Origin of the sequence: Burkholderia sp. AU18528 (genome assembly GCF_002223215.2) — a bacterium.
Classification (GTDB): Bacteria; Pseudomonadota; Gammaproteobacteria; order Burkholderiales; family Burkholderiaceae; genus Burkholderia; species Burkholderia semiarida.
The window spans coordinates 477,942-499,983 of sequence record NZ_NKFC02000004.1; the positions used below are offsets into that span (position 1 = coordinate 477,942).

Consider the following 22,042-nt stretch of genomic DNA (forward strand, 5'->3'; position numbering starts at 1 on the left):
GGCCGCCCGGCCGCGCCGGCCGATTCCTTTCAGATTCCGATGCCGAACAGCGCCAGCGCGCCGAGCACGACGAACAGCACGGCCGCGATCCCGTGCACGAGCTTCGTCGGCAGGCTGTGCGCGAAGCGGTCGCCGAGCAGGATCGCCGGCACATTGGCGAGCATCATCCCGAACGTCGTGCCGGCCACGACGCCGATGTAATCCTGGAAGCGCGCGGCCAGCGCGACGGTCGCGATCTGCGTCTTGTCGCCCATTTCCGCGAGGAAGAACGCCACCAGCGTCGCGCCGAACACGCCGAGCCGCGAGCGGGTCGCATGGGCTTCGTCCTCGTCGAGCTTGTCCGGCACCAGGATCCATAAGCCCATCGCGATGAACGAGAACGCGAGCGCCCAGCGCATGATCGACGGCGTGACGAGCACGCCCAGCCATTCGCCGAACGCACCGGCGAAACCGTGGTTGACGAGCGTCGCGACGAGTACGCCGAGAATGATCGGCACCGGCTTGCGATAGCGCGCGGCCAGAACGAGGGAAAGCAGTTGGGTCTTGTCGCCGATTTCAGCGAGGGCGACGGCGCCGGTGGAGATCAGGAAGGCTTGAGACACGTATGGGGTTCCACGGGCCGATGTTGTGCATGCGAGCGACGATCCACCGCGCGCCGGGCCCTGATGCGGCGCGCAGTGAACCATCGGTCTCGCCAGGCCAACGTGGCTGCGCCCGCCATGGCCGAACGGCCAAGTCTGTTGACGGACGCCTCCGTCACGATGCGCGCCGGGGGCGCGGGACATCGAGCGGAGCGGCTACTCCCCAATGAGCGGCGAATTCTAGCACGGCGCATCGCGCGCCGGAAAGCGGCCGGGCCGCGGTGCGGCGCGCCGCACCGCACCGCATTCGACTGCCGGCATGACGACGGCGAAGCGGCCGCGCATGCCGGAGCGCGGCGCGGGTCGCTACGCGGCGGCCGGGCCGCGCGCGGCGCCGCGCTCGTGCACGAGTTTGCCGGCCGCATAGGTACGGTACACCGCGCGGTCGTCGCCGAGCAGCGCGAACGCGAACAGCAGTTCCTCGAGCGAATCCGCGCGCTTCGTGCGGCGCGCGAGCAGCGGCGTCGCCTGCGGATCGAGCACGACGAAGTCTGCCTCGGTGCGCGGCGCGAGCGTGCCGACCGTGTCGGCCAGGTCGAGCGCCTGCGCGGCGCCGGCCGTCGCGAGCCAGAACATCCGCGTGGCGCTCAGGTGGTGGCCCGACAGCCGCGCGACCTTGTGCGCCTCGTTCATCGTCTGCAGCATCGAGAACGACGTACCGCCGCCGACGTCGGTCGCGAGCGTGACGGGCACGTCGTATTTGCCGGCCTTGTCGAAATCGAACAGGCCGCTGCCGAGGAAGAAGTTCGACGTCGGGCAGTGCGCGACGACGGTGCGCGTCTCGGCCATCCGGCGGCGATCCTCGTCGTCGAGGTGGATGCAATGGCCGTACACCGCGCGCGGACGCAGCAGCCCGTAGCGGTCGTAGATGTCGAGATAGCTGCGGTGGCCGGGGAACAGCTCGGCCGCCCACTTCACCTCGTCGACGTTCTCCGCGACGTGGCTTTGCACGAACACGTCCGGATGGCGGCGCGCGAGTTCGCCGCACGCCTCGAGCTGCGCCTCGGTCGACGTCGGCGCGAAGCGCGGCGTGAGCGCGTACATCTGGCGGCCCTTGCCGTGCCAGCGGCCGATCAGCTCGGCGCTGTCGTCGTAGCTCGACTGCGCGGTGTCGCGCAGGAATTCGGGGCAGTTGCGATCCATCAGCACCTTCCCCGCGATCATCCGCAGGTCGCGCGCGTCGCTCGCCGCGAACAGTGCGTCGGCCGACTGCTTGTGCACCGTGCAGTAGACGAGCGCGCTCGTGGTGCCGCACGCGAGCAGTTCGTCGACGAAGAAGTCGGCGACTTCGCGCGCATGCTCGGGGTCGCCGAACCGGCGCTCGGTCGGGAACGTGTACTTGTCGAGCCACGGCAACAGGCCCGGCGCCGGCGACGCGATCATGTCCGTCTGCGGATAGTGGATGTGCGTGTCGATGAAGCCGGGCACGATCAGCTTGTCGCGCAGGTCGTGGACCGCCGCATCGCGCGCGAGCGTCGCCGCGAGCGGCGCATACGGGCCGGCCGCGACGACCTTGCCGTCGTCGACGATCAGGAGCCCGTCGGTCTCGTAGTTCGCGGCCTGGCTCGATTGCGCCGGGTCGCCGTTGAAGGTCAGCAGTTGGGAACGGAAAGCGGTTTGCGTCATGACGAAGGGTCCTGCATCAAGGTAAGGCGAACAGAAGAAAACGGTCGACGCCGCACGGGGGCGGCGCGGTGCTGCGCGAGCGGCGGCATGCTGCGTGCGCCACGACCGGCGGCGATGGCGCGGGCGAACGTGGCGGCCGAAGCCGCCAGCGCGTGGTTGCCCGCACACCTCGCGGCCGTTGCGCGCGCAACCGGTGCGGCGGCGAACGGTACGGCAAGCCACGACGGAGCGCGCATGCGGGCGACGACGCGCCGCGCCGTCGCTCCGCGAGCACGCGGGCGGCCGGCCCGGCGCGAGGCCGAACGGGGAAACGCGAAGCGGATGCCGTTGCCGTGTTTCATCTGTCTAGCGGGCCTCGATGCGGGCCGTCACGCGGCCTGCCAGTACGCGTCGAGGCGCGCGTACAGTGCGTCGCGCTGCGCCGGTTCGATGAACGACGCCTCGAAGCCGTTGCGGATCACCGCATGGACTTCGGCATCCGTCAGTTGCAGCCCTTCGGCCGTCGCGAAGTAGTTTTCGTTGACGTAGCCGCCGAAATAGGCCGGATCGTCGGAGTTGATCGTCACCGCCACGCCGCGGTCGAGCAGTGCCTTCAGCGTGTGCTTCGTCATGTCGTCGAACACGCACAGCTTCAGGTTCGACAGCGGGCAGACGGTGAGTGCCGTGCGCGTTTTCGCGAGACGCTCGACGAGTGCTGCGTCCTCGATGCTGCGCACGCCGTGGTCGATCCGGTCGACCTTCAGCACGTCGAGCGCTTCGTAGATGTACGCGGGCGGACCTTCCTCGCCCGCATGCGCGACGAGCTTCAGCCCAAGCGCGCGCGCCTTGTCGAACACGCGAGCGAACTTTGCCGGCGGATGGCCGAGCTCGGACGAATCGAGGCCGACGCCGATCAGCCGATGGCGATAGCGCTCGAACAGCGGCAGCGCGGATTCGAACGTCGCGAGCGCGTCCGCTTCGGACAGGTGGCGCAGGAAGCACAGGATCAGCTTGCTCGACAGCCCGCGTCGCTCGGCATCGGCGAGTGCGCGCTCGATGCCCGCGACGACCGTCTCGATCGGCACGCCGCGCTCGGTGTGTGTCTGCGGGTCGAAGAACAGCTCGGTATGGACGACGTTGTCGGCGAGCGCGCGCTCGCAGTACGCGGCCGTCATGTCGTAGAAATCCTGCTCGGTGAGCAGCACGCTCGCGCCGGCGTAGTAGATGTCGAGGAACGACTGCAGGTCGGTGAACGCGTACGCGGCGCGCAGCGCATCGATCGAATCGTACGCGAGCTTCACGCCGTTGCGCTGCGCGAGCGCGAAGATCAGTTCGGGCTCGAGCGAGCCTTCGATATGGATGTGCAGCTCCGCTTTCGGCGCGCGGGCAATCTTGTCCTTGAATGTCGGGGTCATGGCGTCGTTCTTGGTCGGTCAGTAGGTAGGGGAAGCTTGCGCGGCCGCATTCGCCTCGACGGCCTGCAGCAACTGCGCGGCCACCGAGATCGCGATCACTTCGGGCGCCTTGTCGACGATGCCTTCGACACCGATCGGGCAGCGCATCCGCGCGACCTGGGCCGGGTCGATGCCGATCGCCGCGAGCCGGTGATCGAACTGCATGCGTTTCGTGCGCGAGCCGGTCATCCCGAAGTACGCATAGTCGCCGCGTCGCAGGATGCGCTCGGCCAGCACGAAATCGAGTGCGTGGTCGTGCGTCATCACGACGAAGTAGGACCGCGGCGGCGCCGCGTCGACCGCGTCCGCCGGGGAAGCGGGCGCGTCGATCGTGACGTTGCCGATGCCGGCGAGCGCGTCAGCCGGCGGGAACGCGGCGTCGGCCCCGTCGATCCAGCGTACGTGGCACGGCAGCGTCGCCAGCACCTTCACGAGCGCGGTGCCGATGTGCCCCGCGCCGAACAGCACGACGGGGAACGCATACGGCGCGATCGTTTCGGTCATCAGCGACACGCCGCCGGTTTCCCACAGCAGGCAGTCGGCCCGCGCGGCTTCCGATTCGGGCTCGCTCAGCAGCGGCGCGCCCGGCGAGGGGCCGAATGATACGCTACGCACGGTCGCGGCGCCGGCCGCGACGCGCTTGGCGAGCGACATGATCCAGCCGAGGTCGCCGACGTCGAGCCGTTCGAACGCGAGCACCACGGCGCCGCCGCAGCACTGGCCGAGGCTCGGGCCGAGCGCGAGCCGCTCGAGCCGGCGTGCGTGCGGCACGTGCGCGCCGTCCTTCAGCAGGTGCCGCGCGATCTCGATCGCCTTCCATTCCAGATGACCGCCGCCGATCGTATGGCGGGCCGTGTCGCGCGTGACGAGCATCTTGGTGCCGGCTTCGCGCGGCGCGGAGCCGTCGGTGTGCGCGACCGTCACGAGCACGGCCGCTTCGCCGTGCGCGAGCAGTTGCTGCAGATCGCCGAGCCAGGCTTCCATCAGCACGCTCCGTTCGGGACGACGCGGCACGACGCGCTGCGCGGGCTGGCGGGCGTGGTGGCGAGGACGGACGGGAGCGGGGCAGGCCGGCGGCACGGCTCATGCCGTGCGACGACCGCGGACCGGCGGCGTGCGCGAACGGCGCCGCCGGACGCGCGGACGCCATGAGGGTGATGGATGCGGATGGTTTGCGTTGTCATGATGAATCCAGTCGACATTGCGGATCGGGCGCGCGTTACGCAGGCAGCGGTGAGACCGCCTGGCCTCGCGCACGTAGATCGCCATCCAGTCCCGAAGATAGCATCGCCACGCGGCGGGAACATGGCCGGGCGGTGATCCGGGGTATCAGGCGGCGATCATGTCGATCATAGGCCCGCCGCGCCGGATCGGGGGGCCGATGCAGGCGCATCGGGCCGAAACGCACGTGTGACGGGGCGAGGTGCGGCGATCGCGCGCCGCGCCGTCGGCCCGGACATCCGGGCGGCGGCGGGGTAGGTGTTTACGCGCGACGACGGGGCGGGGCCGGCGCACGCATCGGCCGGCGCCCGGTGGCGACTCGCAGGCGGCGCGCGGCCCATTCGGTCGGGCCGCGCATGCTGTCGGCAGGCAACGCGGGCTCGGTCAGCCCGCGAGCTTGCGGCGATGGCGCCAGAGGCTCGCGACGACCGCGACCAGGATCAAGGCGAAGCCGATCAGCGCCCAGCCGGGCAGCAGGATGCCGAGGATCGGCGGGTAGACGGTCTCGCACAGCCCGGCGACCTTGAACATGCCGGGGAACCACTGCGCGGGCGGCAGGCTGTCGACGATCGGCTGCAGCGTGTCGAAGCCGCAACTGAAGCCCGGATTCATCTGAATCGACAGGTGCCGCGCGGCCGTGCCGACACCGCCGGCCGCGGCGATCGCGATCAGCAGCTCGAGCACCCAGACACCGCGCCAGTTGCGGATCCCGGCGGCCAGGAACGCGAAGATCCCGATCGCACAGAAGAAGTAGCGCTGGATGATGCACAGCGGGCACGGGTCTTCGTTCTTCACGTACTGCAGGTACAGCGCGCCGGCCAGCAGGGCGATGCACACCCATCCGAGCAGCATCAGCAGATGGCGTTCGCGGCGGAGTGCAAGCGTGTAGTCGTTCATGTCGGCGGGGTTCCTCGTCGGTCGGTCCGGAAAACAATCGCGCGATTTTAGCGCGAACGGTCTGGCACGAAACTGACAGCGCGCGTGCGGCAACCTGCCGCACCGCGCGCGTTGCCCGCCGGCGGCTGACTGGCGGTCAGCGGATCGTGTTCAGCACGGCCTCGACCGATTGGCCGATCGCCAGCAGCGCGTCGTCGCGATGCGGCGCCGCCGCGAGCATCAGGCCGACCGGCGCCGCGTCGCGCGCGTGGCACGGCAGCGACAGCCCGCACGCATCGAGGAAGTTGAACGCGCTCGGGTTGCGCAGGATCAGCGCGTTGGTGCGCGTGAACGCGTCGTCGTCCGTTTCGAGGTCGGCGATGCGCGGTGGCACGACGGGCACCGTCGGCGCGACGAGCGCATCGAAGCGCGCCCAGACCGTGTGCGCGGCTTCGTCGAGCATCGCGGCGCGCGCGGCGAGCAGGTCGAGATAGTCGGCCGCGCTCGCGGGCTCGCCCTTCAGGATCCGCGTCAGCACGCGCGGGTCGTACTGGTCGCGATGCTTGGCGAGCAGCGGACGATGCCATGCGTACGCCTCGATCGGCGAGAAGCCGAAACGGTTGATCTCCGGCAACCGGTCGAGCGCGGGGAAGCGCACTTCGGTGACGATCGCGCCGGCCGCTTCGAGATGCTTGAGCGCGGTGTCGAGCGCGGCCGCGACGTCGGCATCGACGCCGTCCGTCACGTAGTTCGTCAGCACGCCGAGCCGTACGCCTTCGAGGGGCCGGGCGGCCGGCACGTGCGGCTCGAGCCCCGCGAGCATCCGGTCGACGAGCGCGCAGCACGCGACCGTCAGCCCGATCGGGCCGAACGAGTCGAGCGTCGTCGACAGCGGCACGCCGCCTTGCGTCGGGATCCGGCTCGCGGTCGGCTTGAAGCCCGTCAGCCCGCACAGCGCGGCCGGAATGCGGATCGAGCCGCCGGTGTCGGTGCCGAGCGCGACGGCCGCCATCCCGTCGGCGACCGACGCGGCCGCGCCCGACGACGAGCCGCCCGAAATCCGCGCATCGCCCGGCACGTCGCGGCGGTACGGCGAGCGCGGGTTGCCGAAGTGCGGATTCAGCCCGAGCCCGGAGAACGCGAACTCGCTCATGTTGGTGCGGCCGACCAGCACCGCGCCCGCGCGCCTGAGCCGCGCGACGGCGACCGCATCGGTGCGCGCGGCCGGCGCGCCGTCGAGCACGCGGGACCCCGCGCGCGTGACCTGGCCCGCGACGTCGAACAGGTCCTTGACCGACACGGGGATGCCCGCGAGCGGCGACAGCACGGTGCCCGCGGCGCGCAGCCGGTCGTGCGCGTCGGCGGCCGCGCGTGCGTCGTCGGCATCGACTTCGGTGAAGACGACGGCGCCCTGGCCCGACGGATCGGCGATCCGGTCGAGCGCGGTGTCGACGAGCGCGCGGCTCGTGGTCCGGCCGGCGGCGAGGTCGGCGGCGAGCTGGGCGAGCGGGGGGAACGGCGTGAAAGTGGTCATGGCGGCTCAGGGGCGAAGATGTTGAACAAGCGTGGAGCGGAACGAATCGATATGGCTTTCGACGGCTGCGCGCGCGCCGGCGGCGTCGCGTGCGGACAGCCGGTCGAACAGCGCGCGGTGCTCGTGCTGGACGTCGGCGAGATGGTGCGGTTCGGACAGCGTGACGAACCAGAAGCGCAGCGAGCGCTCATGCAGCGCGCGCAGGATGTCGGCCAGCACCGCGTTGCGCGCGGCCGCGGCGATCGTCTGATGAAACGCGCGGTCGAGCTCCATCATGCCCTCGACGTCGTGTGCGTCGACGCAGGCCTGCCCGTCGTCGAGCAGCGCGGCCAGGCGGGCGAGATCGTCGGGCGTCGCATGGCGCGCGGCGAGTTCGACGCAGTGCGCTTCGTTGATGCGCCGCACGTCGATCACCGCGACGATGTCGTCGAGCGACAGCGGCTGCACCATCAGGCCCTTGCGCGGCATCACCGACAGCAGCCCCTCGAGCACGAGCCGATGCACGGCCTGGTGCACCGGTGTGCGGCCGATTCCCGTCCGCGCGACGAGCTCGGCTTCGTTGAGCGCGGCGCCGGGTTTCAGGCGCATCGTGACGATGTCGCGCTGGATCAGCGCGTACGCGCGGTCGGCGAGACTCGCCGGGGACGCGGCGGGGCGGTCGCGGGTGACGTCGGTCAGGGTGCTCATATGGGGTTCGGCACCGGGGCCGGAAGGCGCGCGATCATGACGCGGCGGGCTCGGGAAGCGTGGGCGATCTCTGGATATTATTGTGATATATCACAGGTGTCCAGCCCAGGAGCGGCACGGGCAGCGGGGGCCGGGTGCGCGAACGGGGCCGCATGCCGCCGCGGCGGCCCTGCCACCGACTTGCAACAATATCGACAGGATGTTGCAGGTTTGCCGCGTGATCGTGCACTGAAGCATAATGAATCCTCGTCTATTCATACGCGTGAGCGACGTACCAGACCATCGTCATGAGCGAAAACACGCCTTCCCCGGCCGGTCTGCCCGGCACCTTTTCCGCTTCTTCCGATTCCCCGCGTCCCGATCCGGCGAAAACGCACGATGCGCAGGCCGCCGTGCAGAACGCCGCCGACGACGGCGCGTCGCCCGTGACGGCCGCATCCGAGCCCGGTGCACCCGGTGCCGCGGGCGCGATTGGGGACGGCGCCGCCACGGCCGCGCCGCCGAAGCCGGGTGCGCCGCCGCCCGGATTCGGCGCGCAGCCCGATTTCGACACGCCGCGGCCGCCGCCCGCGAACGCGCAGAATGCGCCGCCCGCCTACCTGAAGCAGAGCGACACGCCGTGGTCGGTATTCGGCCGGATCGTCGCGGCGCGCGCGCGGCGGCTGTTCGACCGCGCCGGCCAGCGCATCACGCAGCGCACGCTGCGCATCGGCGTGTCGGCGCGGATCTTCCATCCGGAGCCGGGCGCGAAGGGGCTGCGCGGCAAGACGCTGCAGTATCTCGAGGAATCGATCGCCCACTGGGTGATGTCGCGCGACGTGCTCGTGTTCATGATTCCGACCGTCGGCCATCAAGGCATGATCCATCCGAGCAACATCCGCCTGCGTGACTACGCGAAGCATCTCGACGGCCTGCTGCTGCAAGGCGGCGCCGACGTGTCGCCGCAGACCTACGCGGCGTCGGATGCGCGACCCGAATGGCCGGGCGATCGCGTGCGCGACATGTACGAGCTCGAGCTGCTGCACGAATTCGTCGAGTCCGGCAAACCCGTGCTCGGCGTGTGTCGCGGCTGCCAGTTGATCAACGTCGCGTTCGGCGGTTCGCTGTACCAGGACATCGCCACCGACGTGCCGACCGCCCATGCGCACGTGAGCGAGCATTACGACCAGCACCGTCACGCGATCCGTTTTCCCGACACGTCGACGCTCGCGAGCATGTTCCCGGGGCGCAGCGAAGCGATCGTCAACTCGATTCACCATCAGGCGATCCGCGATCTCGGCCGCGATCTGAACATCGAAGCCGTGTCGGCCGGCGACGGGATCATCGAAGGCATTCGCCATCGGCGTTCGCCGTTCGTCGTCGGCGTGCAGTGGCATCCGGAGTTCCATCGCGCGGGCGGCTCGGAGCTGCTCGACTGCACGCCGCTGCTCGATGCATTTCTGCGCGCGGCGCGCGAAACGCGCCTGTAGCCCGCCGTATTTTTCGTGTTGAACTCAGGCCGGCCGCATCCCGATAAATTCGAGATGCGGCCGTTTCGTTTTGAACGATAATCGCGAGTTCCGATTCGTTCGCCGGAGTCTGACGTTGGCTTTCCGAAACTTTTCCCCTGCACGATGCGCAACGTGGATCGTTGCACTGGCTGCCTGCGCGCAAGCGGGCGCGGCCTGGTCCGCCGACGCGACCGCCCCCGCTGCCGGTACGCGTCCGGCGGTCACGAGCCTGAGCGGCGGCGCGTCGCCTGCGGCATCGGCCGCGGCCGCGACGGACGTCGCCGCGCAAGGCAACGTTGCCGAGCTGACGCAGATGCTGCACGACGGCCGGATCGTCGAGATGCGTACGACGTACAACGGCAGCTACGGCGCGAGCCTGATGTTCGATCCGCGCGAGATGACGTATTACGTCGCGCTGTTCCAGGACAAGAATCTGTGGCGCGTGATCCGTTCGCAGGACAAGAATCGCGCGGAGATGGTGTATGCGAACTTCGTCCAGCAAACGGCGCAACTCGCCGATATCGAGATCCGCCGGACCGAGCTGCAGGCGCAGAAGGCATTTCTCGAACGCGTGATCGCGCTGCAGGCGAATCGTGCGCAGCAACTGCAGGCCGACCTGAGCGTCGCGCGCAGCCAGCAGGCCGAAGTCGCGCAACGGCAGAAGTCGGCGCAGGAGCAGGCGCAGGCGCTGCAGGTCGAGAAGCGGGCGGCGCAGTTGCAGTTGCGCGATCTGCAGGAGCAGGTGCGGCAACTCGAGAAGCAGACCGAGATGGGGTTGCCCGTGCACAAATAACGATCCGTCGAGCGGACGGAGCGAGACGAGCGAAAACCCGGCGAAGCGATCTTCGCCGGGTTTTTTATTGCGCGGGCATCAATGCGCGAACGCGTCCGGCACGTCGGTCACGCGGCGGTGCGACAGTTGCGACGTCCAGTCGAAACCGGCCGCGCGCGGGTGCGTGGGGCCGGCCGGCTGCGTGGCGCGCAGCGCGTTCGCCATGGCGATCAACGTGGCAGGATCGTCGAGCGCGTCGCGCGTGACACGCGTGTCTGCCTCGTGCGGCGGTGGGGCGCGCCGAACGCGCGTGCCGGTGTTGGTGGCGTCGTGCTGAATCGGCGGATGCGCAGCCAGCCGTGGCACGGCCGGTGTGCGGGGCGGCGCTTCCGTCGTGCGCTGGCCGGCTGCCGGACGTGGCGAGGCAGGAGCGGCATGCCGCACGTCGGGCGTTGCTTGCGGGTGAAGCGATGCGGGGCCGCGCGCGACGCGGTGCGTGGCTGGCGGCGAGACCATCGTATGCGCGCCAGCCGTCGCTACCTTGGGTTGCGGCATGGCGTTCGTCGACGTGACCGGTGCAGCCGCGGCGACATGTGTGGTGTCGGTCGATGTCGCGATGTGAGCGGGTGCGCCGCCGGCGGCTTGAATCGCGTATGCGGGAACGGAATCCGCAGGCGGCTCGTGCGCGCCGATCAGCCAGGCGATGATGCCGAGCGCGCCGATGCTCCAGCAGACGGCGTATCGCGCGCGCCGATCGCGAGGCGGGCGCACGGAACGGCGCAAGTACCGACCGGCGCCAGCCGCCGGCGTGACGGGCAATCCGGCCGAAGCGGGCAGTGCCGCCGCCACCGGCAGCGGCTGCCATCGGCACGCGCTGTGCGGCCGGTCGATATCGATGCAGGATGTCGTCAGTGTCGCGAGGCAGTGGCTGCCGGGCCGTGCGCCGGACGCACCGAGGAACCGCCATTCGCGGCCGAACGGCGGGACGTGATCGAGCGGAGTGGCGCGAGGGCGGGCGAGCGCGCCTTCGACCGGGACGAGGGGCGATGGGGTCATGAGAGCGGTACGCCGTGCGACACAGGCCCGTGCCGACGCGGCGCGGAAACGTCGTCGCAAATCTTGCCATTGTGGTCAGCCGGCGCGGGTCGGTCGATCAGATCGATCTGATTCTTGTGCCCGTTTCGGGGCGACTTGTACGAGGCGGACGCCGTGACGGCCGTGATGGGGCACCACAAGGCAAATGTCGGCTTGACGTGGCATGATGCGCGAATCTTGCTGGCGGCGCGCCGTTACGCGCCGCCGGCGGGCAGCGATGCCCGTGTGCGCGTGCCAACGCTGCGCGCCGCGCATCGTCGGTTTCATGCGGCGCGGAATTCGCGCCATCCGAGCTTAGCGAGAAAACATGTCCACAGCATCGCCTGCCATCGCGCAGGAATCGAAAGTCCGCACCGTCTTCCGCGTCGTCAGCGGCAACTTCCTCGAAATGTACGACTTCATGGTCTACGGGTATTACGCGTCGGCCATCGCGAAAACGTACTTTCCGAGCGGCAACGCGTTCGCGTCGCTGATGCTGTCGCTGTCGGTATTCGGCGCGGGCTTCCTGATGCGGCCGGTCGGCGCGATCGTGCTCGGCGCATACATCGACCATCACGGCCGCCGCAAGGGGTTGATCCTGACGCTCGGGCTGATGGCGATCGGCACGCTCACGGTGGCCGCGATACCCGGCTATGCGACGATCGGCGTGCTCGCGCCGGTGCTCGTGCTGCTCGGCCGGCTGTTGCAGGGCTTCTCGGCGGGCGTCGAGCTGGGCGGCGTGTCGGTGTACCTGTCGGAGATCGCGACGAAGGGCCACAAGGGGTTCTATACGTCGTGGCAGTCGGGTAGCCAGCAGGTGGCCGTCGTGTTCGCCGCGTTCGTCGGCGTCGTGCTGAACCGCGCGCTGCCGGTCGAGGAAATGACCGCGTGGGGCTGGCGCATTCCGTTCCTGATCGGCTGCCTGATCGTGCCGTTCCTGTTCCTGATCCGCCGCTCGCTGAAGGAAACCGACGAATTCCTGGCGAAGCGTCACCGCCCGACGATGGGCGAGATCATGCGCTCGATGCTCGACAACTGGGGTATCGTGGTGGCCGGCATGGGGATGGTGATCATGACGACGGTGTCGTTCTACATGATCACCGCCTACACGCCGACCTTCGGCAAGGAAGTGCTGCACCTGTCGTCGCTCGATGCGCTCGTCGTGACAGTCTGCATCGGTATCTCGAACCTCGTGTGGCTGCCATTGTCCGGCGCGCTGTCCGACCGCGTCGGCCGCCGTCCGGTATTGATCGCGTTCACCGTGCTGACGCTGCTGACGGCTTATCCGGCGGTGCTGTGGCTCGTCGGCGATCCGTCGTTCCTGCGGCTGCTCGCGGTCGAGCTGTGGCTGTCGTTCCTGTATGCGTCGTACAACGGGGCGATGGTCGTCGCGCTGACCGAAGTGATGCCGGCCGACGTGCGCACGGCCGGCTTCTCGCTCGCGTACAGCCTGGCCACGACGATCGGCGGCTTCACGCCGGCGATCTCGACGCTGCTGATCCACGAGACGGGCAACAAGGCGGCGCCGGGGCTGTGGTTGAGCGTGGCCGCGATCTGCGGCTTGATCGCGACGCTCGTGCTGTACCGCACACCCGACGCGCGCGATCAGTACAAGTCGGCCTGACGGCCACCCGCATGTCGCGCGGCGTCGGGCCGCGCATCTCATCGAAACAGGGAGCGCGATGCGCTCCCTGTTTCGTTTGCGATCATGCCTCGCGCAGCATGTCGGCCACCGTGGCCGCCACGTCGAGCCATGCGCCCGGCGCAGGCTGGCGGGCGATCCTGGCCTGCGGATACCACGGGCAATCGTCGCCGGTGAACCAGCGCCAGTCGGCCGCGAACGGCAGCATGACCCAGAGCGGCTTGCCAAGCGCGCCCGCGAGGTGCGCGACCGCCGTGTCGATCGTGACGACGCCGTCGAGGCGTTCGATCAGCGCGGCCGTATCGCCGAAGTCGTTCAGCCGGCCGTCGAGACGATGCATGCGCGGATGCGCGTCGATGCGCGCCCGCTCGTCGTCGTCGAGCGCGGGCTGCAGCACGATCCAGTCGATGTCCGGCAGTGCGAGCAGCGGCGCGAGCGCGTCGAACGGCATCGAGCGGTTTTCCTGTGCCTGTCGGCGCCCCGACCATGCCAGCCCGAACTTGCGCTTCGACTGCCCGCCGAGCGAGCCGCGAAAGCGCCGGCGGGCGCCGTCGGGCGCGTGCAGATAGCGCGAGCCGACGATGTCCTCGGGCTGAAGCCCGAGCACGAACGGCAGGCTCATCAGCGTGCACGCGACATCCGCGGCAGGCGGCTTCGCGGCGCCCTGGGCGACGAGCGTCACGCGCCAGCGCGACGCGGCCGGTGTCAGCAGCGCGACGAGTTCCGGCTGGACTTCGAGTACGACGCGCGCGCAGCGTGCGCGGGCGAGCGGCACGAAGCGGACGAACTGCAGCGTGTCGCCGAACCCCTGTTCCGCGCGGATCAGCAGCGTGCGCGACGCAATCGGCTCGCCCTGCCAGCGCGGCAGCGCGCCGAGCGGCGTCGCGCCGGGCGTCTCGTGGCGCGCTTCGTAGGCGGGCAGGCCGCGCGTGAAGTCGCGCAGCGTCAGCAGCGTGACCGCGCGATGCAGCCGCGCGAGCGTGAGATCGGGCGCGACACGCAGCGCCTGGTCGAATGCGCGCAGCGCCATCTCGTGCGCGCCGAGCGCGTGATGCGCGTTGCCGAGATTCAGCCACGCGAGCCCGAACGACGGATCGAGCCCGACGGCGCGCTCGTAGTAGGGCAGTGCGTCGCGGTGGCGCGCCTGCGCGCAGAGCGCGTTTGCGAGCCCGAACAGCGCGAGCGGAAACGGCGGGTGCAGTGCGAGCGCGGCTTCGAACGCGGCCGCCGCCTCGGCATGCCGGCCGAGTGCATCGAACGTGTTGCCGAGATTGAAATGCGCGGCGACGAAACGCGGCTGCACGGCGATCGCGGCCTGGAAGTGCGCGATCGCATCGTCGGCGCGCCCCATCGCGTTCAGCGCCATCCCGAGATTGTTGTGCGCGCCCGCATGCCCGGGCCGGAGCTCGAGCGCACGACCGAACGCGGCGAGCGCGTCGTCGTGGCGGCCGAGCGCGTTCAGCGCGTTGCCGAGATTGTTGTGGATCGACGCGTCGTCCGGCGTGAGCCGCAGCGCGCGGCCGAAGGCGTCGATCGCATCGTCGTGACGCTGCAGCGCCGCATACGCGTTGCCGAGGTTGTAGTGTGCGAGCGGAAATTCGGGCGCGAGCGTCAGCGCATTGCGAAAGCGGTCGATCGCTTCGTCGAGCCGGCCGAGCGCTTTCAGCGCGTTGCCGAGATTGAGCTGCAGTGCGGCATCGTTGGGGCGCAGCGCGACGGCCCGGCCGACGAGATCGGCGGCCTCGGCGTGCTGGCCCTGCTGGTGCCGCAGCACGCCGAACAGGTGCAGCGCGTCGGCGTCGGCGGGGTTGGAGGCGAGCGCGTGGCGATAGCCGTGCTCGGCCTCGGCGAGGCGGCCCGCGCGGTGTGCGGCGTACGCCCGGTCGAATGCGGAATCCATGACGCGAAAACTGGCGGAAAGCGCGTATTTTCCCACACCGCGGGGTAGGGCCGCGTATCGGCCGGTCGGCATATGGCCCCGTCACGCGGAGCGGCGTAGACTTGCAGAGTCGCGTGTCATCGAGGTTTCCATGGCTGACACACTGTCCGATATCCCACCCGTGCTGATCGTCGGCGCGGGGCCGACCGGCCTTGCCGCGGCGATGAGCCTGGCGCGGGCCCGCGTGCCGGTGCGCATCATCGATCGCCTGGCCGCGCCCGCGCCGTTTTCGCGCGCGATCGGCATCCAGGCGCGCACGCTCGAGCTGCTGGAGCAGCATCGCGCGGTCGAGCCGTTTCTCGCGCTCGGCCATCGCGCGCATGCGGCCGAGCTGCATGCCGACGGCCGCTTGATCGCGCGGCTCGATTTCGATCCGCTGCAAACGCGCTATCCGTATCTGATGTTTCTCGACCAGAGCATCACCGAGCGGCTGCTCGCCGAGCATCTGGCCGGGATGGGCGTGACCGTCGAGCGCGGTACCGCGCTGACCGCGTGCGACGCGGGCGGCACGTCGCTCGACGTGACGCTGCGCCGCGCAGATGGTCGCGACGAGTCGTTCGCGCCGTCGTACCTGATCGCGGCCGACGGCGCGCACAGCACGGTCAGGCATCTGCTCGGCCTGGGCTTCGCCGGGCATGCATTCGAACAGACTTTCCTGCTGGCCGATTTCGCGGCGATACCCGAGTGGCCGGACGAAGAGATCCGCCTGTTCACGACGCCCGAAGGTATCGCGGGCCTGTTTCCGATGGGGAGCGGCCGTTACCGGCTCGTCGCGGACCGGCCGCCCGGCAGCGACGCGTCGCCCGGCGCGCCGGCGCCGTCGCTCGAGGAATGCGACGCGATCATCCGCGCGCGCGTCGGCGCCTCGATCTCGCCGAGCGATCTCGCGTGGTCGTCCTATTTCCACCTGCACAGCCGGATGGTCGACCGGCTGCGTCATGGCCGCGTGTTCTTCGCGGGCGACGCCGCGCACGTCCACAGCCCGGCCGGCGCGCAGGGCATGAACACCGGCATCCAGGAGGCGTTCAACCTGGGCTGGAAGCTCGCGCGCGTCCTTGGCGCAGGCGCACCCGAGCGGTTGCTCGACACGTATCACGCGGAGCGCTATCCGATCGAGCGCGACGTGCTGCGGCAGACCGGTTTCGTCACGCAGGTCGTCGAAGCCGAGCGCGGCGCGATGAAGCTGCTGCGCGATCACGTCGTGCCGCTGCTGGCGTCGTTCGGGCCGATGCGCGACGCGCTGCGGCGCACGGTGAGCGAGCTCGGCGTGCAGTACCGGAAGAGTCCCCTCACGCTCGAGCGCGTGCTCGACGGCGGCCCGCGCGCGGGCGAGCGCGCGCCCGATGCGCTCGTGCACGTGCTCGACGGGCCGCTCGGTCGTGCGCCCGGCACGGCGCGGCTATACGATCTTCACGATCCGGCGAGCTTCACGCTGTTGCTGCTGGAGGAGCCGGTGGACACCGACGCCGGCGAGGTGCCGCCGATCCCGGCCGATGCGCGGGGGCTCGTGCAGGGGCTCGAGCGCATCATGCCGGAAGCGGTGCGCGTGTGGCGTGTCGCCGATGCCGAAGGCGACGGGGCGGCGGGGCTCGCGCAGGAATACGGCCGCTCGCGGCCGTCGTTCTATCTGCTGCGGCCGGACGGCTATGTTGCCGCGCGCGGGCGCACGGCGACCGACGCCAATGCGCTGCTGCGCCATTGCGAAAACTGGTTCGCGGGCATGTCGGTGTCCGCGTAGCCGCGCGGTCAGGCGGGCGCCGCGGCCGGGACGAGCGACGCGCGGTGCGCGGCGATCGCGTCGCGCACGATCGGCGTCGCGCGTTGCCCGGCCGCGTTCGACGGATCGTCGAGCGCGGCGAGCAGCGCTCGGCGCATGCGCGGCTCCCAGAAGCGCCGGATATGCTCGGCGATGCCGGCCAGCGCTTCGTCGCGATCGGGCATCGATTCGAAGAATGCGCCGATCTGGTTGGCCATGTCGATCAGGTGGTCGTTGTCCATTGCTGCCTCACTTGCCTGTCGTCACGGCGGCCGGCGCGGCCGCGCGGCGCTCGAGCAGGTCGAGCTGCTCCGAGTTGAAGCGCGCATAGGCACGCTGCCAGTCGGACGGTTGCGCAACCGGCAACACCTGCACGGCCGTCACCTTGTATTCGGGGCAGTTCGTCGCCCAGTCGGAGCTGTCCGTCGTGATCACGTTCGCGCCCGATTCGGGGAAGTGGAACGTGGTGTACACGACGCCCGGCTGCATGCGCTCCGTCACGAGCGCGCGCAGCACCGTCTGCCCCGCGCGCGACTCGATGCCGACCCAGTCGCCGGTGCGGATCCCGCGATCCTGCGCATCGTGCGGATGGATCTCGAGGCGATCCTCTTCATGCCACCGGACGTTTTCGGTACGGCGCGTCTGCGCGCCCACGTTGTATTGCGACAGGATGCGGCCCGTCGTCAGGATCAGCGGATAGCGCTGCGTGACCTTCTCCGGCGTCGGAATGAACTTGGTGATCACGAACCGGCCCTTGCCGCGCACGAACGTGTCGATGTGCATCGTCGGCGTGCCTTCCGGCGCGTGTTCGTTGCACGGCCACTGGATGCTGCCGAGTGCGTCGAGCTTCTCGTACGATACCCCCGAGAAAGTCGGCGTGAGCCGCGCGATCTCGTCCATGATTTCCGACGGATGCGCGTAGTGCATGTCGTAGCCGAGCGCCTGCGACAGCAGCAGCGTGACTTCCCAGTCCGCATAGCCCGCGAGCGGCGGCATCACCTTGCGCACGCGCGAGATCCGGCGCTCCGCGTTCGTGAACGTGCCGTCCTTCTCGAGGAATGTCGAGCCCGGCAGCAGCACGTGCGCGTATTTCGCGGTTTCGTTCAGGAAGATGTCCTGCACGACGATGCATTCCATCGCCGACAGCGCGGCCGCCACGTGCTGCGTGTTCGGATCCGACTGGACGATGTCCTCGCCCTGGCAGTAGAGCCCCTTGAAGCTGCCGTCGAGCGCCGCGTCGAACATGTTCGGGATGCGCAGCCCCGGCTCCGGCTGCAGCGTGGCCGACCACGCCTGTTCGAACTGCGTGCGCACGACCGCGTCGCCGATGTGCCGGTAGCCGGGCAGCTCGTGCGGGAACGAGCCCATGTCGCATGAACCCTGCACGTTGTTCTGGCCGCGCAGCGGATTGACGCCGACGCCTTCGCGGCCGACGTTGCCGGTCGCCATCGCGAGGTTCGCGATGCCCATCACCGTCGTCGAGCCCTGCGCGTGTTCGGTCACGCCCAGGCCGTAATAGATCGCGGCGTTGCCGCCCGTCGCGTAGAGGCGTGCGGCCTCGCGCACCCGCTCGGCCGGCACGCCCGTCACGTCGGCGGTCGCCTCGGGCGAATTGTCGGGCTGCGCGACGAAGTCGCGCCATTGCTCGAACGCGCGCGTGTCGCAGCGCTCGGCGACGAAGGCCTCGGCCACCAGCCCTTCGGTGACGATCACGTGCGCCAGCGCATTGACGATCGCGACGTTGGTGCCGGGGCGCAACTGCAGGTGGTGCGTGGCCTTCACGTGCGGGCCGTCGACGACGTCGATGCGGCGCGGATCGATCACGATCAGCTTCGCGCCTTCGCGCACGCGCCGCTTCAGCCGCGAGCCGAACACCGGATGGCCGTCGGTCGGGTTCGCGCCCATCACGACGATCACGTCGGCCTGGCCGACCGAGGCGAACGTCTGCGTGCCGGCCGATTCGCCGAGCGTCGTCTTGAGGCCATAGCCGGTCGGCGAGTGGCACACGCGTGCGCAGGTATCGACGTTGTTGTTGCCGAACGCGGCGCGCACGAGCTTCTGCACGAGATAGGTTTCCTCGTTCGTGCAGCGCGACGACGTGATACCGCCGATCGAATCGCGGCCGTACTTCTGCTGCAGCTTGCGGAATTGCGTCGCCGCGTACGTGAGCGCCTCTTCCCAACTCACTTCGCGCCACGGGTCGGTGATCTTCTCGCGGATCATCGGCTTCGTGATGCGGTCCTTGTGCGTCGCATAGCCCCACGCGAAGCGTCCCTTCACGCACGCGTGGCCTTCGTTCGCGAGACCGTTCTTGTGCGGCGTCATGCGCACGACTTGCGTGCCCTTCATCTCGGCCTTGAACGAGCAGCCGACGCCGCAATACGCGCAGGTCGTGACGACCGAGTGTTCGGCCTGCCCCAGTTGCACGACGGATTTTTCCTGCAGCGTGGCCGTCGGGCAGGCGGCGACGCACGCGCCGCACGACACGCATTCCGACGCCATGAACGATTCGCTTTCGCCCGCGGCGACGCGCGATTCGAAGCCGCGCGCGGCGATCGTCAGTGCGAACGTGCCCTGCGTTTCCTCGCACGCGCGCACGCAGCGGTTGCAGACGATGCACTTCGACGGGTCGTACGTGAAGTACGGATTCGACTCGTCCTTCGTGTCCTTCAGGTGATTCGCGCCGTCGAAACCGTAACGCACCTCGCGCAGCCCGACCACGCCCGCCATGTCCTGCAGCTCGCAGTCGCCGTTGGCCGGGCAGGTGAGGCAGTCGAGCGGGTGGTCGGAGATGTACAGCTCCATCACGTTGCGGCGTAGCGACTGCAGCCGGTCCGACTGCGTGCGCACCTTCATGCCGGCTTCGGCGGGTGTCGTGCACGACGCCGGATAGCCGCGCCGGCCCTCGATCTCGACGAGGCACAGCCGGCACGAGCCGAACGGTTCGAGCGAATCGGTCGCGCAGAGCTTCGGGACGTTGACGCCGGCTTCGATCGCCGCGCGCATCACCGACGTGCCGGCCGGCACCGTGACCGGCTGGCCGTCGATTTCGAGCGTGACGTCGGTATCGGCATGCCGTTGCGGCGTGCCGTAATCGGTATCGTCGAACGGGTCGCGGGCGCGCGCCTGTGCCGCGCTCTTGCACGCGCATTGGCCCGAGCCGCAGCCGCCTTGGCGGACGTTGTTCGTGTCGAGTGACATGCAGGGCTCCTTCTGGGTCAGGCCGCGGCCTTGACCGGGCCCGACGCGGCATCCTTGCCGGCAGCGAGCCCGAAATCTTCGGGGAAATGGTCGAGTGCGGACAGCACCGGGTACGGCGTCATGCCGCCCATCGCGCATAGCGAACCGGCCAGCATCGTGTCGCACAGGTCGCGCAACAGCGTGACCTGCCGCTCCGACGTATCGCCGTGGCGGATCCGCGCGATCGTCTCGACACCGCGCGTCGAGCCGATCCGGCACGGCGTGCACTTGCCGCACGATTCGATCGCGCAGAACTTCATCGCATACTCGGCCAGCTCGGCGAGATTCGACGTGTCGTCGTGCAGCACGATGCCGCCGTGGCCGACGACCGCGCCAATCGCCGCGTACGCCTCGTAGTCGAGCGGCACGTCCCACTGGTGGTCGGGCAGGTAGGTGCCGAGCGGGCCGCCGACCTGCGCGGCGCGTGCCGGCCGGCCGCTGGCCGTGCCGCCGCCGAAGTCGAACAGCAGTTCGCGCAGCGTGACGCCGAACGCGAGCTCGACGAGACCGCCGTGACGGATGTTGCCTGCGAGCTGGAACGGCAGCGTGCCGCGCGAGCGGCCCATCCCGTAGTCGCGATAGAACGCGGCGCCGCGCGCGAAAATCACGGGCGCCGTCGCGAGCGTGATCACGTTGTTGATGACCGTCGGCTGGCCGAACAGGCCGGCGAGCGCGGGCAGCGGCGGCTTCGCGCGCACGACGCCGCGCTTGCCCTCGAGCGATTCGAGCAGCGCCGTTTCCTCGCCGCATACGTACGAGCCCGCGCCTTTCGCGACGTGCAGCTCGAACGCGTGCGCGGAGCCGAGCACGTGCTCGCCGAGCCAGCCGGCTTCACGCGCGCGGACGATTGCCGCTTCGAGCGTGGCGATCGCGTGCGGGTATTCGCTGCGCACGTAGATGTAGCCGACCGTCGCGCCGGTGGCGACGCCCGCGATGATCATCCCTTCGATCAGGCAGTACGGGTCGCATTCCATCAGCAGGCGGTCGGAGAACGTGCCCGAATCGCCTTCGTCCGCGTTGCAGACGATGTATTTCTGCGCGGCGCGCGCCTGCCGCACGGTACGCCACTTGATGCCGGCCGGGAACGCCGCGCCGCCGCGGCCGCGCAGCCCCGACTCGATCAGCGTTTCGCATGCGGTGTCGCCGTCGAGCGCCAGCGCGTTCTTCAGGCCGGCAAGCCCCTCGTGTTGCAGATAGTCGTCGATCGACAGCGGATCGGTCAGGCCGATCCGTGCGAACGTGAGCCGCTGCTGGCGGGCGAGGTAGGGCAGCGCGTCGACGAGGCCGACGCCGCTCGGGTGCGCGCCGCCGTCGAGCCAGCCGGCGTCGAACAGGGCGGGCACGTCGGCGGCCGACAGGTTGGCATAGCCGACGCGACCTGCGGCCGTCCCGACCTCGACGAGCGGTTCGAGCCACAGCAGCCCGCGTGACCCGTTGCGGACCACCTCGATGGCGACCCCGCGCCGTTCGGCCTCGGCCGAGATCGCGGCGGCGAGCGCGTCGGCGCCGAGCGCCAGCGCGGACGAATCGCGCGGAACGTAGATGCGGGTCGTCATGCCGCCTCCTGCGCGTGGGCCACCGCGTCGGCCAGCAGCGCGTCGAACTTCTCCGGCGTGACCTTGGCGTGGAGCACCCCGTTGACCGTCATCGACGGCGATTGCGCGCACAGTCCGAGGCAGTAGACCGACTCGAGCGCGACGTCGTCCGGCGTACGGGCCGCGGCGGCATCGCCGTGCTTGGCGTCGAACCGGCAGCCCGTGCGGGCTTGCGCGTGGGCGGCGAGCGCCTCGCAGCCCATGCTGCGGCACGCTTCGGCGCGGCACATCTGGATCGTCACGCGGGCGGGCGGCGCGGTGCGGAAATGGTGGTAGTAGGTCAGGACGCCATGCACTTCCGCGCGCGACAGGTTCAGCACCTTGGCCAGCGGCGCGACGCAGCCCGCCGGCACGTAGCCCGCGTCGTCCTGGATCGCATGCAGGATCGCGACGAGCGAGCGGCCGGCGCGCGCATGGCGCTCGACGAGCACGTCGGGCGCAGGGGAATTCGGGGACATCGGTTTTGCTCCTCCAAAGCCTCATATGCGCTCGAAATTCATATAGTGCGCATCGCGA

At 69.7% G+C, this 22,042-nt stretch carries 18 protein-coding genes and 1 riboswitch; of the genes, 4 read left to right on the plus strand and 14 right to left on the minus strand.

The annotated features are described in order from the left end of the window. Positions 1-29 precede the first annotated feature (29 nt). The 8 genes from CFB52_RS04915 to CFB52_RS04955 all read right to left on the minus strand — a co-directional run bounded on the left by CFB52_RS04915 (position 30) and on the right by CFB52_RS04955 (position 8,018). Positions 30-602, minus strand: coding sequence for a TMEM165/GDT1 family protein (locus CFB52_RS04915; protein ID WP_059574092.1), 573 nt, complete (start codon positions 600-602; stop codon positions 30-32). A gap of 78 nt (positions 603-680) precedes the next feature. Further along, positions 681-818, minus strand: a riboswitch (yybP-ykoY riboswitch). A gap of 129 nt (positions 819-947) precedes the next feature. Continuing rightward, the gene (gene guaD, locus CFB52_RS04925) at positions 948-2,267 is read right to left on the minus strand and encodes a guanine deaminase (protein ID WP_099316172.1); all 1,320 of its coding nucleotides are present in this window, start codon (positions 2,265-2,267) and stop codon (positions 948-950) included. Then, positions 2,264-2,608 (minus strand): hypothetical protein, encoded by a 345-nt coding sequence (locus tag CFB52_RS04930; RefSeq protein ID WP_099316173.1) that lies wholly within the window; start codon positions 2,606-2,608, stop codon positions 2,264-2,266. The genes guaD and CFB52_RS04930 overlap by 4 nt, the downstream gene beginning before the upstream one ends. A 27-nt stretch (positions 2,609-2,635) precedes the next feature. After that, a complete protein-coding gene (locus CFB52_RS04935) occupies positions 2,636-3,661 on the minus strand; it encodes an adenosine deaminase (protein ID WP_089464616.1) in 1,026 nt (341 codons plus the stop codon). Between the two features lie 18 nt (positions 3,662-3,679). Next, positions 3,680-4,684, minus strand: coding sequence for a xanthine dehydrogenase accessory protein XdhC (gene xdhC / locus CFB52_RS04940; RefSeq protein ID WP_060313108.1), 1,005 nt, complete (start codon positions 4,682-4,684; stop codon positions 3,680-3,682). A gap of 621 nt (positions 4,685-5,305) precedes the next feature. Beyond that, positions 5,306-5,818 (minus strand): disulfide bond formation protein B, encoded by a 513-nt coding sequence (locus tag CFB52_RS04945; protein WP_059638910.1) that lies wholly within the window; start codon positions 5,816-5,818, stop codon positions 5,306-5,308. A 136-nt stretch (positions 5,819-5,954) separates the two neighbouring features. Continuing rightward, positions 5,955-7,331, minus strand: a complete 1,377-nt coding sequence (locus tag CFB52_RS04950) for an amidase (RefSeq protein ID WP_059574087.1) — start codon at positions 7,329-7,331, stop codon at positions 5,955-5,957. Positions 7,332-7,337: 6 nt separating this feature from the next. Beyond that, positions 7,338-8,018, minus strand: coding sequence for a GntR family transcriptional regulator (locus tag CFB52_RS04955; RefSeq protein WP_059574086.1), 681 nt, complete (start codon positions 8,016-8,018; stop codon positions 7,338-7,340). 287 nt (positions 8,019-8,305) lie between these two features. On the opposite strand from CFB52_RS04955, the gene CFB52_RS04965 reads away from it, so the two are divergent. Both CFB52_RS04965 and CFB52_RS04970 read left to right on the plus strand, forming a co-directional pair. Beyond that, a complete protein-coding gene (locus CFB52_RS04965; protein ID WP_089464619.1) occupies positions 8,306-9,487 on the plus strand; it encodes a gamma-glutamyl-gamma-aminobutyrate hydrolase family protein in 1,182 nt (393 codons plus the stop codon). 115 nt (positions 9,488-9,602) lie between these two features. Further along, positions 9,603-10,301 carry a DUF2968 domain-containing protein gene (locus CFB52_RS04970; protein ID WP_099316174.1) on the plus strand — a complete coding sequence of 233 codons (699 nt, stop codon included), beginning with the start codon at positions 9,603-9,605 and terminating at the stop codon, positions 10,299-10,301. 78 nt (positions 10,302-10,379) lie between these two features. On the opposite strand, the gene CFB52_RS04975 is transcribed toward CFB52_RS04970, so the two are convergent. Continuing rightward, positions 10,380-11,396: a hypothetical protein gene (locus CFB52_RS04975; RefSeq protein WP_306532321.1), complete on the minus strand. Its 1,017-nt coding sequence runs from the start codon at positions 11,394-11,396 to the stop codon at positions 10,380-10,382. A gap of 286 nt (positions 11,397-11,682) precedes the next feature. Between CFB52_RS04975 and CFB52_RS04980 the strand changes: the two genes are divergently transcribed. After that, entirely contained in the window at positions 11,683-12,978 is a 1,296-nt protein-coding gene (locus CFB52_RS04980) for an MFS transporter (RefSeq protein ID WP_059574081.1), read from the plus strand. An 82-nt stretch (positions 12,979-13,060) separates the two neighbouring features. Here the strand turns inward: CFB52_RS04980 and CFB52_RS04985 are convergent, their stop codons facing one another. Further along, positions 13,061-14,968, minus strand: coding sequence for a tetratricopeptide repeat protein (locus CFB52_RS04985; RefSeq protein WP_099316176.1), 1,908 nt, complete (start codon positions 14,966-14,968; stop codon positions 13,061-13,063). A 58-nt stretch (positions 14,969-15,026) separates the two neighbouring features. Between CFB52_RS04985 and CFB52_RS04990 the strand changes: the two genes are divergently transcribed. After that, the gene (locus CFB52_RS04990) at positions 15,027-16,673 is read left to right on the plus strand and encodes an FAD-dependent monooxygenase (protein ID WP_099316177.1); all 1,647 of its coding nucleotides are present in this window, start codon (positions 15,027-15,029) and stop codon (positions 16,671-16,673) included. A gap of 8 nt (positions 16,674-16,681) precedes the next feature. Here the strand turns inward: CFB52_RS04990 and CFB52_RS04995 are convergent, their stop codons facing one another. The 4 genes from CFB52_RS04995 to CFB52_RS05010 are packed head-to-tail and all read right to left on the minus strand — an operon-like array spanning position 16,682 to position 21,984. Continuing rightward, the gene (locus CFB52_RS04995; RefSeq protein ID WP_059574078.1) at positions 16,682-16,933 is read right to left on the minus strand and encodes a formate dehydrogenase subunit delta; all 252 of its coding nucleotides are present in this window, start codon (positions 16,931-16,933) and stop codon (positions 16,682-16,684) included. Between the two features lie 7 nt (positions 16,934-16,940). Beyond that, positions 16,941-19,892, minus strand: a complete 2,952-nt coding sequence (fdhF, locus tag CFB52_RS05000) for a formate dehydrogenase subunit alpha (RefSeq protein ID WP_099316178.1) — start codon at positions 19,890-19,892, stop codon at positions 16,941-16,943. A gap of 17 nt (positions 19,893-19,909) precedes the next feature. Beyond that, positions 19,910-21,487, minus strand: coding sequence for an NADH-quinone oxidoreductase subunit NuoF (locus tag CFB52_RS05005; RefSeq protein WP_059574076.1), 1,578 nt, complete (start codon positions 21,485-21,487; stop codon positions 19,910-19,912). Then, on the minus strand, positions 21,484-21,984 hold the full coding sequence (locus CFB52_RS05010; protein ID WP_059574075.1) for an NAD(P)H-dependent oxidoreductase subunit E: 501 nt from the start codon (positions 21,982-21,984) through the stop codon (positions 21,484-21,486). Before CFB52_RS05010 ends, CFB52_RS05005 begins: the two co-directional genes overlap by 4 nt. Between the last annotated feature and the right edge of the window lie 58 nt (positions 21,985-22,042).

Bases quoted from the DNA above. Each gene is read 5' to 3' on its own strand.
- guaD (WP_099316172.1), bottom strand. From the start codon at position 2,267: ATGACGCAAACCGCTTTCCGTTCCCAACTGCTGACCTTCAACGGCGAC.
- CFB52_RS04930 (WP_099316173.1), bottom strand. From the start codon at position 2,608: ATGAAACACGGCAACGGCATCCGCTTCGCGTTTCCCCGTTCGGCCTCG.
- CFB52_RS04935 (WP_089464616.1), bottom strand. From the start codon at position 3,661: ATGACCCCGACATTCAAGGACAAGATTGCCCGCGCGCCGAAAGCGGAG.
- xdhC (WP_060313108.1), bottom strand. From the start codon at position 4,684: ATGGAAGCCTGGCTCGGCGATCTGCAGCAACTGCTCGCGCACGGCGAA.
- CFB52_RS04945 (WP_059638910.1), bottom strand. From the start codon at position 5,818: ATGAACGACTACACGCTTGCACTCCGCCGCGAACGCCATCTGCTGATG.
- CFB52_RS04950 (WP_059574087.1), bottom strand. From the start codon at position 7,331: ATGACCACTTTCACGCCGTTCCCCCCGCTCGCCCAGCTCGCCGCCGAC.
- CFB52_RS04955 (WP_059574086.1), bottom strand. From the start codon at position 8,018: ATGAGCACCCTGACCGACGTCACCCGCGACCGCCCCGCCGCGTCCCCG.
- CFB52_RS04965 (WP_089464619.1), top strand. From the start codon at position 8,306: ATGAGCGAAAACACGCCTTCCCCGGCCGGTCTGCCCGGCACCTTTTCC.
- CFB52_RS04980 (WP_059574081.1), top strand. From the start codon at position 11,683: ATGTCCACAGCATCGCCTGCCATCGCGCAGGAATCGAAAGTCCGCACC.
- CFB52_RS04985 (WP_099316176.1), bottom strand. From the start codon at position 14,968: ATGCCGACCGGCCGATACGCGGCCCTACCCCGCGGTGTGGGAAAATAC.
- CFB52_RS04990 (WP_099316177.1), top strand. From the start codon at position 15,027: ATGGCTGACACACTGTCCGATATCCCACCCGTGCTGATCGTCGGCGCG.
- CFB52_RS04995 (WP_059574078.1), bottom strand. From the start codon at position 16,933: ATGGACAACGACCACCTGATCGACATGGCCAACCAGATCGGCGCATTC.
- fdhF (WP_099316178.1), bottom strand. From the start codon at position 19,892: ATGTCACTCGACACGAACAACGTCCGCCAAGGCGGCTGCGGCTCGGGC.
- CFB52_RS05005 (WP_059574076.1), bottom strand. From the start codon at position 21,487: ATGACGACCCGCATCTACGTTCCGCGCGATTCGTCCGCGCTGGCGCTC.
- CFB52_RS05010 (WP_059574075.1), bottom strand. From the start codon at position 21,984: ATGTCCCCGAATTCCCCTGCGCCCGACGTGCTCGTCGAGCGCCATGCG.